The following is a 13,108-nucleotide window of genomic DNA, read 5'->3' as shown; positions in this document are numbered from 1 at the left end:
TGCCGAGTATCAGTAAGCCTGCTGACGAGTGTCAGCTGTCCGGCCCCCTGTCCCTGGGCCTGGAAGACAACCGAACCACCAGGGGAAACCGGAACCCGCCTCTCGCGAACGATTGCGCGGACCATGATCCCTCGTCCTCCGGCCCGTTCGAGTGGGGCGCACTCCCGCACGCCCTGCGGGCCATGAGGACGATCCCGCGCGAGACCTTGCGGCCTTGGGGGGACGCGAGTCCTCGCGCAGGCGGCCGTCGCCATCGCCGACGAAAGGGCGACGGCCGCCACACCCGGTATTCCCGGGCCCCTGCCTCGGCTGGTCGGCCCTGCAACGGATGCACGGCACTGCCGGACCGGGCCGTCCCCGCCCTATGCTCGCCAAGTAGGGGAGCGCAACGCCTCCCATCGCAAGGTCCATGCTCGCGCCGAGCACGCCTTCGCCCACCTGCACCACCTCACCCTCGCGGGGCGACATCGAGGTTTCGAAGCTCACCAGGTGGACAAGCGGCTGTTCCACGTGACCGACAGCTGCCGTTTGGTTCGGTATGGGGCCGGTCGGCCTCTGTTGCCGCGTCCGCTGGGCGCGCAGGATGACCGCACGCCCCGGTCGTGCGGGAGCAGGGCTGCCGCGCGGGCCGTGAGGAGGACCCCCGGAGGTGGTTGCCGTGAGCACGGTTCCCTGGCGTCGGTCGCGTCGGCGTCCCACGACCGTTGTCAGCCTGCCGTGCGCGCGACGCACCGTTGGTGTGGAGGCCGCGCTCCGGTTGCCGAACGTGATGATGCTGGTGGTCGAGGATGTGTGTACCGCGTTCTCCCGTGAGGACTGGCGGCGGCGTGAGCCGGCCCGCTGGCGATCTCAGGCCCGGCACCGCTGGCACACCGAGGGCAGGCAGTTGGACGCCAAGGAGACCCGGCTCAGGGACTTGGCCGTACAGTGCCTGGACGCATCGGACTGACCGAGTCCCGCCTCTTCCGTCCGGTCCGACCCTGTTCAGACTGTCCCGTCCGGTCCGCGCGTCAGCCTGTGGCCTCCGAGTCGGCGAGTGCCAGGGCGTCTTCGAGTGCGGCGAGCGGGGTGAACCGGCCGATGAGGTTTCCCGCGCGCAGGATCTTCAGGATCATCGGATGCGGGCAGACGAGTAGCAGCCATCCGTGCCGCTCCGTGACCCGTCGTTCGGCGTGGCACAGGAGTCGTAGGCCGTAGGCGTCGAAGAATTCGACCGGGGTCAGGTCGATGACCACGGTGCGCCCCGGCGCGGCTGTCGCGGCGTCCAGGTCCGGCAGGATCTGTTGGGCGGCGGCGATGTCGATCTCGCCGTGGAACTCGATGACGGTGATTCCACTGACCTGTTGGCTGTGGATGTGCCCAATGGGCCATGCACTGCTGCTCTGTTGCACGGCGTTTCCCCCGGTGAGTCCGGCTGCCCGATGCTTCGGGAGCGGGGACGCTTTCGCCACCAGGGGCCGGGGCGGCAACAGGCCGCCAGCGTATGGCCCATTGGTGCCTCTTGCATGACAAAACGGTTCTCTGTGCGGGCGGTTCACTCGGTGAGGCGATTTTCGGTGCGCATGCTTGACATGTGGGTCTCGATCGTGCGAGGCATTCGTACAGCAAGGGGCTGTTGCCCGTAGGGGCGTTGCCCGGCCACGCGCGTGGCCGGGCAACGCCCCTACGGGTACGGCGGTCACACGGTCTCGGGAATTCCGTTCGACGTGGGGCCGGGGATCGTCTTGGCGAGGAGCTCGGCAGGGGGCGCCGGGGAGGAGGCCGCCGCCGTCTCGCGGGCGAGGAAGGAGCCGAGTTCGCCGATGGTGCTCATGAGGGGGGCGGGGAAGACGACGGTGGTGTTCTTGTCGACGCCGATCTCCACCAGGCTCTGCAGGTTGCGGAGTTGGAGGGCCAGGGGGTGGGCCATCATCGTGTCGGAGGCGTCGCCGAGTGCGGCGGCGGCCAGGGACTCGCCCTCCGCGTTGATGATCTTCGCTCGCTTCTCCCGCTCGGCCTCGGCCTGGCGGGCCATGGCGCGCTTCATACTGTCGGGCAGCTGGATGTCCTTCAGCTCGACCAGGGTGACCTCCACGCCCCATTCGACGGTGGCGACGTCGAGGATCTCGCGGATGTCGAGGTTGATGCGGTCGGTCTCGGAGAGGGTCTCGTCCAGCGTGTGCTGTCCGACGACCTTCCGCAGGGTGGTCTGGGCGATCTGGTTGATCGCCGCGTGGACGTTCTCGACGGCGATGACCGACTTCACCGCGTCGACCACCCGGAAGTAGGCGACCGCGGACACGTCCACACTCACGTTGTCCCGGGTGATGATCCCCTGGGACTGGATCGGCATGGTGACGATCCGCAGGGACACCCGGTGCAGGACGTCCACGAACGGGATGATGATCCGCAGCCCCGGAGACCGGGTTCCGACCAGGCGGCCGAAGCGGAACAGCACGCCGTTCTCGTACTGCTTGACGATCTTCACGGCCATCGCGAGTGCCAGGACGGCAAGAATCGCGACGACGACCAGAAGGAAGACCAGAACTCCCATGAGCTGCTCCTCGGAATGAGGACCACGTCGTTGTCGCGCGAGGTCCCGGGACGGGGTTGGGGCGGCGGCGCGTGAGCCACGGGGCACCGGCACGTTGTCGGGGTGCGGGCTTCCTCGTGGAGAGCCGTGCTGTCACCTGGCCGGAGCGCGGTGCGGACCGCGGGCCCGCCATGTACTCAGCTTCCCTTGCCGCGAGCGTCTGCCGCTTGGGCCGAACGGTCCTCTGAGCGCCGGGGTCCGGCCGGGGAGGTTCAGCCGTTGCCGGCGAAGAGGGGGACGGCCCACTCCAGGGTGGTGCCGGTGGGACGGCGGGGTGTGAGGGTGAGGGTGCCGCCGAGTTCCGTGGCACGGGTGCGGGCGGGGTCGATGCCGCGGCCGTCGTCGGTGACCCGCAGTGTCAGGCGGGTGTTGGTGGCCTCGGCGGCGACGTCGACAGTGTCGGCGTGGGGATGCCGGGCGGTGCGGGTGAGGGCTTCGCGTAGTACGGCGAGCAGTTGGTCGGCGATGTCGTCGGTGACCAGGGTGTCCAGCGGGCCGGTCATCCGCAGTGAGGGGCTGAAGCCCAGGTCTGCGGAGACCCGGCTTGTCTCGGCGACCAGCCGGGTCCGCAGGTTGGTGTTGCTGGCGGCACGGGTGGTGGTGTCGTGCGGCTTGAGGGCGTGGACCGTGGATCGGATGATTTTGATGGCTTCGTCGAGGTCGTCCACGACCCCTTCGATGCGCACGGTGGCCCGAGGGCGGTCGGCGCACTGTGCGCGGAGCGACTGCAGGGACAGTCCTGCGGAGAACAGCCGCTGGACGGCCAGGTCGTGCAGGTCACCGGCGATGCGGTCGCGGTCGCTCACGATCAGGAGCTGTTCGGCCGCGCGACGGTGTTCGGCGATCTCCAGAGCGAGCGCGGCGTGGTTGGCGAATCCGGCGATCATGGCGACGACCGCGTCGGCGAAGGCGGGGCGGCCGGGAAGACCGGAGACCTGGAGCACGCCGCGTACGTGCTCGGGGGTGCCGAGCGGGACGAGGAAGGCCGGCCCCGGGGGGAGCGGGGTGGTGTCGTGTTCCGTTCGGGGGTCGGTGCTCCAGTCGTCGGTGGTGACGGTCTCCCCGGAGCTGTAGACCTTCGCGGCCAGGTTGGTGTCCGGCAGGACCAGGCCGCGTACGCGGTCGGTGCCCTTGCCGGCGGCGGCCTCGACGACCAGGGCCGAGGTGTGGGGAACGGGCACGGCGAGGGTCACCAGAGCGGCGTCGGCCATCTCGCGGACCGTGGCGGTGAAGGCGTCGAGGACCTCCGCGGGGTCCGTTCCGCGCAGCAGGCTGCGGGTCAGTTCGCCGCTGGCCGTCAGCCAGCGTTCGCGGCGCTGGACGGCGTCGTACAGGCGGGCGTTGTCGATCGCCACTCCGGCCGCGGCGGCCAGGGTCGCCAGCACCACCTCGTCGTCGGTGTCGAACTGCGCGCCGCCGCGCTTGCCGGTCAGGTACAGGTTGCCGAACACCGCCTCACGAACCCGTACGGGGGCACCCAGGAAGCTGTGCATCGCCGGATGTCCCGTCGGGAAACCGGTGGCGTCCGGGTGCGTGGTGAGGTCGGCCAGCCGCAGTGAGCGGGGCTCGCGGATCAGCAGTCCCAGGATGCCCCGGCCCTGTGGGTGGTGCCCGATGGCGGCGATGGTCTCCTCGTCCATGCCTACCGTGACGAACTGCTTCAGGCCGCCTTCCTCGCCCAGGACCCCCAACGCCCCGTACTCGGCATCCACCAGGGTGACCGCCGACTGCACGACCCGTCGCAGCACCACGGCCAGGTCCAGATCGGTGCCGACGGCCAGGACCGCCTCCAGCAGCGCGTGCACACGCTGTTGGGTGGCACGTACCCGCGCGATCTGCGCCTGCAGATCGTCCAGCAGGTCATCCAGCCGCAGTTGCGGCGCCGCAGCTCCCTCCCGCGGTGCAGCGCCCGTGTGCCCGTCCACGTGTGCTCCCCTCGGGAAGGCAAGTGCCCCCGCGCTCTCCAGCATGCACCGGGCGGGCCACCCGTGACCCTCATGGGTGCGAACCGTGGGCAAACGTTCACGTCAAGTCAGTACTGTCGGCATCCATGACGGGACCGGACGGGTCTCCCTGGGCCCGAGTGACTCCTCGCCGGTGCGGCGCCTCCCGCGTGTCAATGAGTCGGAGTGCGCGGCCCTAGGGCAGATGCCACGAGAGGCGGTGGCGGCGGTCGCTCCACAGCATGGTGCCCGTGGCGGGCGTGCGGGGCACGTGGCGAACGAGGTCTGCGGACTTGCACAGGATCGGCCGACACCCAGGTCATGGCCCCACGGCGGTTCGCGGGGCTGGCGATCCAGGCGTTCGAAGCCTGCCCTCAGCACGCACCGCTACCGCCGGCGGCACGACTGGTATGCGCGGCACCGGACAGCGCCTGACCGTGGGCGAGCGCTGTCCACGCTCGACGCACGAACCACAGCACTCCTTGGGATAGATCATCCAGGCATGCTTGCGATGCGGTTGCCCTGATGGCAGTGGTGGCGCGGGTTCTCGTGGGCTCGGGCCACCGAGCATTGTGGGTCGGGTTCGGCGGCGCGGCCCTCATGGCTCCCGCCGCCCACGGGGACGTCTCGGCCTGCATGGTCGGCCTTCTCCGTCGGCATGCAGCTCCTCCGCACGCCGGATGGCCCCGTACGGCTCATGGCCGAAAGCCGCTGGAGGAAACCGCCCCGTCGGCGTACCCCGCGGAAGTAGCGGAACGTGTTGGTTGTGGAACCGGCGTGAGACGGTCGTTGGAACCCGCTGCGCCCCTGCCCGGTTCACTGCTCTCATCCTGCCGTCCGCTCCCCTCGACTGGCAGGGCCGCAGTGCTGTGCGACGTCTGCCGGCGGGCCGTTCGGCTCTACCGGCCGTCCACGCCTGCGGCTAGCGTGCTGCTCGTGACCGCAGCCGACCACGCGTAGGGGAGGTCGCCATGGCGGACGAACGCAGGGCGAAGTCGCAGAAGACACCGTGGCTTCCGCCGCGCTGGTTCATCCGACTGGCCTGGTCGGTGCACCGGGGCGTGTACCGGGTCTTCGGTGGCAGGGTCGGGCTGTGGCGACCGCGCGCCACCAAGTGGGGCACGCTGCGGCTGACCACCACCGGGCGCCGTACCGAGCGGCAACGCAGCGTCATCATCGCGTATGTCGAGGACGGCCCGAATCTGGTCTCCCTGGCGATGAACGGGTGGGGCGAGGGTGAGCCCGCCTGGTGGCTCAACCTGCAGGCGCACCCGGACGCGACCGTCGATCTCGTCGACGGGCGGCGGCCGGTACGAGGCCACGCCGCAACCGGCGACGAGCGGTCGCGGCTGTGGGCCCGCTGGCGCGAGATCGACACGAACCTGGACGCCTACGCGACGCTACGACCGTCCGAGACCGCAGTGGTGGTCCTCGCGCCCAGAGCCGGTGCGCCGGACGCATGACGGCGCAACTGATCCGCGATGCGTGAGCGGATGGGCGTAGCAGCAGCCAACACGGGGTCCCACGTTGGTGAGTTCGCGTATTCAACTGTCGCAAGTTCCCCGGGTCGCCGCGTCCATCGGCTGCGGAGAGGGACGTTGGTTCTCGACCGCGGGTACATCGGCGACGGTTGAACATGCGAGCTCACCACTGTCGGCCCCGGGACTGTAGAGGGTCGATGTTCTGGTAGCCGGGCCTTCGTGCGCCGGGATCAGGGCCTCGTGGCCGGTCCGCCCCTGGGCTCTCCCTCTGGCCGGTCCCGTCGTGCACCCAGTCCTCAACGCGCTGGCCGCCGCCAGGGTGCGCGGCCTGTACGGCGGCCCGGCCGGGGCGGATCCTGCACCTTCTTCTGGCACGCCACCATCACTCGTGCCCGCGCTTCCCGCGCCGTGTTACGGGCGTCTTCCCAGCGCGTCCATCCACGGTCCTGGGCGGGTTCGTCGAGCTGCCCCTCCAGGTACCGGAGCATTGCCTCGTACGCCGTGCTCGCCACCTGAAGAGCCTCGTCAACGTCGGTCGCGCTGAGGAGGCGGGCGCGTTCCAGCGGCTTGTCCACTGCCCGCGAAATGCCGTCCAACTCCTCGGCGATGTGCTCCTGGAAGCCTTCCTCGCCTCCTCCGCCCGTCATGGCGTTCTCGTACCGGCGGTTCCAGTCCTCTCTCAGGGCAGCGAAGTCACGCAGGGCCGCGTCCATGGCGTCGAGGGCGTCCAGGTAGGCGGTCTGACGCTGTCCACGTAGCCACTGGTCGTGTTCGACGGCTGCCTCGTCGGTGGTTTGGCGGCGGCCGGCGATGGTTCCGGCGATACCGAAGACGCCTGCAGCGACGGTGGGCAGGACAGCGACCCACAGCTGGTTCATGGCTGTCATCCTGCCGCGGGTAGCGGGAAGACGGGCGTGTCGGGGCAGATGCGGTTCTCGCCGAAAAAACAACGCCGAGCCGTGCGGCAGCACCTGATCTGGATCCCTGGGCGGTCGGGTCTGGTGGCGTGCCCGGAATCGCCCACTGTCGCCGTCACCAGGCCGGGTATAGGCTCCGTTACGAGGCTCGCGCGCATCACCATGTAGTTGTAGTTGGTGAACAGCTGCCGACCCGCATCTTTCGGCTTTCGGCCCCCTGCCCCCGGGCCACAGTGACCATCCGACCACTGTGAGCGGGCTGGAGCCGCGTCACCGACAATGCAGCTCCAGTCCTTCGTCCTCCCCGGCCCTTTTTCGAGCCCGGGGTGTACCCCGGTACACCCCGGGTGGGTGGTGAGGACGGGTCAGTGCGAGACGGCGAGGGAGGGGACCTCGGTGTCGTCTTCGCACGTACGGCCGCCGCCCGTGTTCGGCTGCATGCGGCGGCGGCCGTGGGCCATTCCATCACCGATGTTCCGGGCCGGAGCATGCCTTGACGGGCTGTTGGCGGCGAACAACGATACAGGGGCGGCGCGGCTACCGCCCGGAGGCAGGTTCACGTCATGGAAACGACTGCCGGTCATCCCTCGGCCAACGCGCAGCGCTCCTCACCGCTGCCGGTCCGGCTTTCGCTGGCACCCTACGAAGCCGTCTCCGGCGGATTCGACGGCGCATGGTGGCCCTACTCCCGCAATCTCATCATCGAACTCCCCTGCCTGGTCGAGGCGATGGACGAGGCGGGCAGCATCACCAGGGTCATTGTGGGGATCGAGTCGTGGCCCGACATCCCGCACCAGGTCACCTTCGGCGAGCACACGGTGACCGCAGGGTGGTTCGTGTCCGGTCACGAGCAGAACGAGATCGTGCTCTGCTCCTACCTCAAGGGCTTTCGCACCATCCTCGTCGTTCCTCCCACGACGGCGCCCGGCGCTGCCGACTGGCTGATGAGTACGCCGGTCCCGGTCGATGGCAGCCGCACCGCCACCGAGCTCCTGGCCATCGCAACGGCTCGCGCCGACAAGGCATCCCACAAGGCGGCTCGCAAGATACTGGCCGGGGATGTCGACCAAAGGGGCTGACTGCGCGTCAAGGGGGTGCGGCCGGGGCTCCGGCTACTTCTTGTGCGTCCCTCCTCCGACGTCGCAGGACTGCCCGGGCCGAGAATCCACCGGCCCTTGCGACCGGCAGCAGCAGGTCGCCGACGGTCTGCTGATGTCCGTGATCACCGCTGGAGGGCAGATGACGGGCGAGCTGAGGGAGCGGCCGGATGAGCTGCCGGCTGCGGGGCTCTGCGGGGGGATCGTGAAGCCGCTGTTCAGGGAGAGTGAAGACAGGTCCGCCGCCGAGAGTGTCGCAAATGACTGAGGCATTGCCCGGGAGACACTGATCAGTTGCGACCAGGCCGGGTAGCATCGGCCGCGCCGGGACCAGGGACGCGTGAGGTGGGACGCCCGGCTCGGGGTACGGCGATGCGAGGGGCAGGCTCGGACATGACGACGTCGGCAGAGGACGGCCAGGATCCGGGGGCTGACCTCGGTGATCTTGAGGCGATGCTGGACGCGGTCACCGACCATGCCGTCGTCAAGCTCGGGCCGGGCGGTGAGATCGTCCGCTGGAGCGGCGGCGCGCAGGCGTTGACGGGCTATGCGGCGGACGAGGTGGTGGGGCGGCCGGTGTCGCTGCTGCACCTGGAAGAGGATCGCGAAGCCGGCCTGATGGAGCGGGAGTTGGACTCCGCCCGGGACGGGCGTCGGGAGTTCCAGGGCTGGCGGATCCGCAAGGACGGCGGGCGGTTCCTGGCCCGGGTCGCGCTGACTCCGGTGCGTGGCGAGGACGGGGCGGTGAGCGGCTTCGTCAAGGTCTTCCAGGACGCCACGGAGAGCGCGCGGACCGAGTCGTTGTTCCACGGCCTGCTGGATTCGGCTCCGGACGCCATGGTGATCGTGGATCCGGACGCGCGGATCGTCCTGGTCAACCGGCAGACCGAGGCGCTGTTCGGTTTCGGGCGCGACGAACTGGTCGGGCGGGAGATCGAGGTCCTGGTGCCGCCGAGGTTCCGGGACCGGCACGTCGGCCATCGCTCCGGCTTCCTCGCCGCTCCCCAACTGCGGCCGATGGGTGCGGGGTTGGAGCTGTCCGGGATGCGCCGGGACGGCACCGAGTTCCCGGTCGAGATCAGTCTGAGCCCGCTGGAGACGGCCGAGGGGCGGCTGGTGGCGGCGGCGATCCGGGATGTCACCGAGCGCCGGGAGACCGAACAGCGCCTGCAGCGGCAGCGCGACGAGATCCTGGAGCTGTCCACGCCGGTGATCCAGGTGTGGGACAAGGTGCTCGCGCTGCCGATCATCGGCACGCTGGACACGCTGCGGGCCACCCGGCTGACCGAGGGCCTGCTGGAGAAGATCGCCCGGACGCAGGCCGAGGTCGCCATCCTGGACATCAGCGGGGTGCCCACCATCGACACCCAGGTCGCCCAGCACCTGCTGAAGACCGTGCAGGCGGCGGCCCTGATGGGGACGGTGAGCATCATGAGCGGGGTACGGCCCGAGACCGCCCAGTCGATGGTGCATCTGGGCATCGACATGGGGCGTCTGCGCTCCCGCAACACCCTGCAGGACGCACTGCAGTTGGCTCTTGCGGTACTCGCCGAGCGGGCCGGGACCGCGGCGACGGCCGCGCAGGCACTGAGGTCCGGGGGATCGCGATGACCGAGGACGTCGTACCGGTCATGCGGATCGGTGACACGCTGCTGGTGGCGTTGCAGGGCGATCTGGACGACACCACGGTGATGGCGATCGAGGAGCAGCTCACCCGGGAGATCGCGGACACCTCCGCGTCGGGCATGCTCATCGACGTCAGCCGGCTGGGCGTCGTCGACACGTTCATCGCCCGTGTGCTGGCGAGGATCGTGGCGATGGTACGGCTGCTGGGAGCACAGGCGGCCGTCGTGGGCATCCAGCCGGCCGTGGCCATCACCCTGGTCGAACTGGGCGTACCGATGGGGCATTTGGACACCGCGCTCAACGCCGAACAGGGGCTGGCGCTGCTGGAGCGGCTGCGTCGCAACGACACCGGTGCGGGCTGGCTGTGACGACACAAGCCGCCACGCACCGGGAGCCGGACGTCTTCGCCATCGCCCACGAGGCCGACCTGATCCGGGTGCGCAAGGTGCTGCGTGCAGAGGCCGAGGCGGTGGGGCTGAACCTGGTGGACGCCACGAAGTTGATCACGGCGGGCAGCGAGCTGGCCCGCAACATCCTCAACTACGCCACCGGCCGTCGCGGCCGGATCAGCGTGGAACAGGTGTACCGCTCCGGCCGTCGGGGGGTGCGGGCCACCTTCAGCGACGACGGGCCGGGCATCGAGGACATCGACGCGGCACTGACCGACGGCTTCAGCACACGCGGCAGCCTGGGGCTGGGCCTGCCGGGCGCACGGCGGCTGGTGGACGACATGACGCTCACCTCCGACGCCGGGTCGGGCACGACCGTGGTGATCGTGAAGTGGCAGCGGTGACCGGCGAGTTGCGGGCGGCAAGGATGTGGCGGCGCTGAGCGGGAGCGAGCACCGTCGCTTTGTCGTCGAGGCCGAGGAGGACGTCGGCGCGCTGCGCAGGGCGGTGGCGAGGATGGCCGCCGACCGTCGCGCGCTGCGTCCGGGCGTGGCCGAACTGGTCGCGACCGAACTCGGCACCAATCTGCTGCGGCACGCGCTGCCGGGCGGGTACGTGCTGGCGCGGCAGGCGGGCGACGGGATGGAGCTGTTGTCCGTCGACCGTGGCCCGGGCACGACCGCGGCAGCGCTCACCGTGCCGGCCGGGACGGCCCCGTCAGCCGGTCCGTCCCGGCCGGGTGGACGCGGCCTGAATGCGGGGCTGTCCGTGATCCGGCGCAGCGCCGCCGAGTTCGAGTGGTACTCCACCCTGAACGGCACGGTCGTCTACGCCCGCCTCGGCGCCCCCGAACCGGACGTCCACCCGGGGTGGCGTTTCGGGGGCGTCAACGTCCCGCTGGGCGGCGACGGCGAGTCCGGGGACGCCTGGGCCGTGACGCCTGGCGAATGCCGGAGTCCCGCCCCCACCCCCGCGCCCGCCTCGACCGTCCGGTCCGGCGAACGCCTTCACCCTCTTCGCTCCCGTCCGTTGGCCGCTCTGCTCGTGGACGGGCTCGGGCACGGGCCGCATGCCGCTGCGGCGGCGCAGGCAGCGGTCGGTGCCTTCGAGCGGGTACCTGTCACCGATCTCGACGCCCTGGTCCGGCGGGCCCACGAGGCGATGCGGTCCACCCGCGGCGGAGTCCTGGGCACGTGCCTGATCGATCCCGGGCGGGGGGAGCTGACCTATGCGGCCGTCGGCAACATCACCGGGCGGGTGGTGACCGGTGGCCGGTCGGTGCATCTGCTGGACCGGCCCGGCACGCTCGGCACCCAGCTGCCCGTGCCCTCCGTCCGCCTTCAGCACTGCCCCTGGGAGCCCGGGTCGACGCTCCTCCTGGTGTCCGACGGGATCCGTTCCGGCTGGAACCTGGACGGCCATCCGCGCCTGCTGGAACAGCACCCGGCGATCGTCGCAGCCGTGGTGCACCGCGACTACGGGCGGCCCACCGACGACGCCACCGTGCTCGTGGTCCGCCGTGCCGGTGGCATGCCATGATGCCTCGGGAGTCGGTCCCGCCACTGACGCGAAGGGCAGCCAGCCATGGGTGACGTGCACGGCCCCACGGCCGCTGACGGCGTGGACGACGCAGTCGCGCTGAGGGCCGAACTGGAGCGTCGCGCGCAGCTGGTGGACGAGCTGCGCCAGGAACTGGACGACACCAACCGCGGGTTGATAGCCCTGCACACCGAGCTGGAGGCAGCCCGGCTGTCCGAGGCACGGCTCGCGGCCATCGTGGCCGCCTCCGACGACGCCATGATCTCGCTCGGCCCCAGCTGCCTCGTCCAGACCTGGAACCCGGGCGCCGAGCGGCTGTTCGGCCAGGCCGAGCAGCACATCATCGGCCAGACGATCGAGACCCTCATGTCCGACGCGGCCCGCGCCGCCTTCCTGGCTGCGGTGGAACAGATCCGTTCGTGGGGGCACGCCGACTCCTACCAGAGCCGGTGGCGCCGTACCGACGGCACCGAGGTCGAGGTGGCCGTAACCGTGTCGCCGATGCGCGATGCCAACGGCGGCCTGATCGGCTTCGCCACGGCGGCGCGGGACGTCACCCACCAGCTCGCCGCCCAGGCCGAGTTGGCCGCCGCACGGGCGGACCGCGAGGTGATGGCCGAACGCGACCGCATCGCGCGCGACCTGCACGACATGGTCATCCAGCGGGTCTTCGGTGCCGGCCTCGCGCTGCAGGGCGTCACCGCCCGCATCACCCATCCCGACTCCGCCACCCGCATCCATACGGTGATCGACGAACTCGACGCCACCATCCGGGAGTTGCGCGGCACCATCTTCGAGCTGGGCCAGCCCGCCCAGAAGGCCGCCAGCCTCCGCGCCCAGGTCCTCGACGAGACCGCCACCGCACAGGACCGGCTCGGGTTCGCCCCCGCGGTCGAGTTCGACGGCCCCGTCGACGCCGCCCTGCCCGACGCGACCGCCGCCCACCTGCTGGCGGCGCTGCGTGAGGCGCTGTCCAACGTGGCCCGCCACGCCCACGCCTCCGCGGTCCGGGTCGCCGTCCACGCCGGGGACGAACTGCTCCTGGAAGTCACCGACAACGGCTGCGGCATCGATCCGGCGGTGACCCGGAGCAGCGGTCTGACCAATCTGCGCCGCCGGGCGGAGAAGCTCGGCGGCACGTTCGAGGCGGCCGGCCGCCCGGAAGGCGGCACCCGCCTGCGCTGGCGCATCCCCCTCACCACCGAAAGTCCGGCCCGCACCCCCTGACCCCGCCCTGCCCTTCACGGACGGCCCAGCGCATGCTGCCGGCGAGTGGGGGAGGGCGTAGTGCCGGAACCCGGCCGGTGGCAACGGGAGGCGCCCGTTCCCGCGGTGGCGCGTCCCAACACCTGCCGGAGCCCTCGCTGCGGCACTTCCCGTCAAGGCGGCGCAACTTCCATGAAGGATCCGGCCCGCTGGCCCCCAGCCCTCCGCAGCCCGCGCGAACCGGCGCACCAGGGCCGACCGGCCCACCGCAAGAAAAAGCAGACCCCGAACGACCCTGCGGAGCCGTCCCCTTGGCCCCTGCCGTGGCTCCATGCCGG

The 13,108-nt window shown here is 70.7% G+C and carries 12 protein-coding genes; 8 read left to right on the top strand and 4 right to left on the bottom strand.

Annotated elements, in window-relative coordinates:
- Positions 1-739: 739 nt before the first annotated feature.
- Entirely contained in the window at positions 740-949 is a 210-nt protein-coding gene (locus OC490_RS42135) for a hypothetical protein (protein ID WP_262063348.1), read from the top strand.
- A gap of 61 nt (positions 950-1,010) precedes the next feature.
- Here the strand turns inward: OC490_RS42135 and OC490_RS42130 are convergent, their stop codons facing one another.
- The 3 genes from OC490_RS42130 to OC490_RS42120 form a co-directional block, all read right to left on the bottom strand.
- Positions 1,011-1,391 (bottom strand): STAS domain-containing protein, encoded by a 381-nt coding sequence (locus tag OC490_RS42130; protein WP_262063347.1) that lies wholly within the window; start codon positions 1,389-1,391, stop codon positions 1,011-1,013.
- A 287-nt stretch (positions 1,392-1,678) separates the two neighbouring features.
- Positions 1,679-2,533: a slipin family protein gene (locus OC490_RS42125; RefSeq protein ID WP_262063346.1), complete on the bottom strand. Its 855-nt coding sequence runs from the start codon at positions 2,531-2,533 to the stop codon at positions 1,679-1,681.
- 251 nt (positions 2,534-2,784) lie between these two features.
- The gene (locus OC490_RS42120) at positions 2,785-4,542 is read right to left on the bottom strand and encodes a GAF domain-containing protein (protein WP_410099249.1); all 1,758 of its coding nucleotides are present in this window, start codon (positions 4,540-4,542) and stop codon (positions 2,785-2,787) included.
- A 944-nt stretch (positions 4,543-5,486) separates the two neighbouring features.
- On the opposite strand from OC490_RS42120, the gene OC490_RS42115 reads away from it, so the two are divergent.
- A complete protein-coding gene (locus OC490_RS42115; protein WP_262063344.1) occupies positions 5,487-5,978 on the top strand; it encodes a nitroreductase family deazaflavin-dependent oxidoreductase in 492 nt (163 codons plus the stop codon).
- A gap of 314 nt (positions 5,979-6,292) precedes the next feature.
- On the opposite strand, the gene OC490_RS42110 is transcribed toward OC490_RS42115, so the two are convergent.
- Positions 6,293-6,874, bottom strand: coding sequence for a hypothetical protein (locus tag OC490_RS42110; RefSeq protein WP_262063343.1), 582 nt, complete (start codon positions 6,872-6,874; stop codon positions 6,293-6,295).
- A 602-nt stretch (positions 6,875-7,476) separates the two neighbouring features.
- Between OC490_RS42110 and OC490_RS42105 the strand changes: the two genes are divergently transcribed.
- The 6 genes from OC490_RS42105 (at position 7,477) to OC490_RS42080 (ending at position 12,791) form a co-directional block, all read left to right on the top strand.
- Positions 7,477-7,992 carry a DUF5994 family protein gene (locus OC490_RS42105; RefSeq protein ID WP_262063342.1) on the top strand — a complete coding sequence of 172 codons (516 nt, stop codon included), beginning with the start codon at positions 7,477-7,479 and terminating at the stop codon, positions 7,990-7,992.
- A gap of 411 nt (positions 7,993-8,403) precedes the next feature.
- Complete coding sequence (locus OC490_RS42100; protein WP_262063341.1) at positions 8,404-9,621, top strand: PAS domain S-box protein; 1,218 nt, start codon at positions 8,404-8,406, stop codon at positions 9,619-9,621.
- A complete protein-coding gene (locus tag OC490_RS42095; RefSeq protein ID WP_262063340.1) occupies positions 9,618-10,004 on the top strand; it encodes an STAS domain-containing protein in 387 nt (128 codons plus the stop codon). The genes OC490_RS42100 and OC490_RS42095 overlap by 4 nt, the downstream gene beginning before the upstream one ends.
- Complete coding sequence (locus OC490_RS42090) at positions 10,001-10,429, top strand: ATP-binding protein (protein WP_262063339.1); 429 nt, start codon at positions 10,001-10,003, stop codon at positions 10,427-10,429. The genes OC490_RS42095 and OC490_RS42090 overlap by 4 nt, the downstream gene beginning before the upstream one ends.
- 25 nt (positions 10,430-10,454) lie before the next feature.
- On the top strand, positions 10,455-11,564 hold the full coding sequence (locus OC490_RS42085; RefSeq protein ID WP_262063338.1) for a SpoIIE family protein phosphatase: 1,110 nt from the start codon (positions 10,455-10,457) through the stop codon (positions 11,562-11,564).
- A gap of 45 nt (positions 11,565-11,609) precedes the next feature.
- Positions 11,610-12,791: a PAS domain S-box protein gene (locus OC490_RS42080; RefSeq protein WP_262063337.1), complete on the top strand. Its 1,182-nt coding sequence runs from the start codon at positions 11,610-11,612 to the stop codon at positions 12,789-12,791.
- Positions 12,792-13,108 lie beyond the last annotated feature (317 nt).

It is taken from the genome of Streptomyces sp. STR69, assembly GCF_024519455.1.
In the GTDB taxonomy this organism is placed as follows: Bacteria; Actinomycetota; Actinomycetes; order Streptomycetales; family Streptomycetaceae; genus Streptomyces.
Note: the sequence above shows the minus strand (reverse complement) of the source record. Positions and strands in the feature narration are given on the sequence as shown.

Coding starts and splice junctions, on each gene's coding strand:
- OC490_RS42125 (WP_262063346.1), bottom strand. CDS start 2,533: ATGGGAGTTCTGGTCTTCCTTCTGGTCGTCGTCGCGATTCTTGCCGTC.
- OC490_RS42120 (WP_410099249.1), bottom strand. CDS start 4,542: ATGCTGGAGAGCGCGGGGGCACTTGCCTTCCCGAGGGGAGCACACGTG.
- OC490_RS42115 (WP_262063344.1), top strand. CDS start 5,487: ATGGCGGACGAACGCAGGGCGAAGTCGCAGAAGACACCGTGGCTTCCG.
- OC490_RS42110 (WP_262063343.1), bottom strand. CDS start 6,874: ATGAACCAGCTGTGGGTCGCTGTCCTGCCCACCGTCGCTGCAGGCGTC.
- OC490_RS42105 (WP_262063342.1), top strand. CDS start 7,477: ATGGAAACGACTGCCGGTCATCCCTCGGCCAACGCGCAGCGCTCCTCA.
- OC490_RS42100 (WP_262063341.1), top strand. CDS start 8,404: ATGACGACGTCGGCAGAGGACGGCCAGGATCCGGGGGCTGACCTCGGT.
- OC490_RS42095 (WP_262063340.1), top strand. CDS start 9,618: ATGACCGAGGACGTCGTACCGGTCATGCGGATCGGTGACACGCTGCTG.
- OC490_RS42080 (WP_262063337.1), top strand. CDS start 11,610: ATGGGTGACGTGCACGGCCCCACGGCCGCTGACGGCGTGGACGACGCA.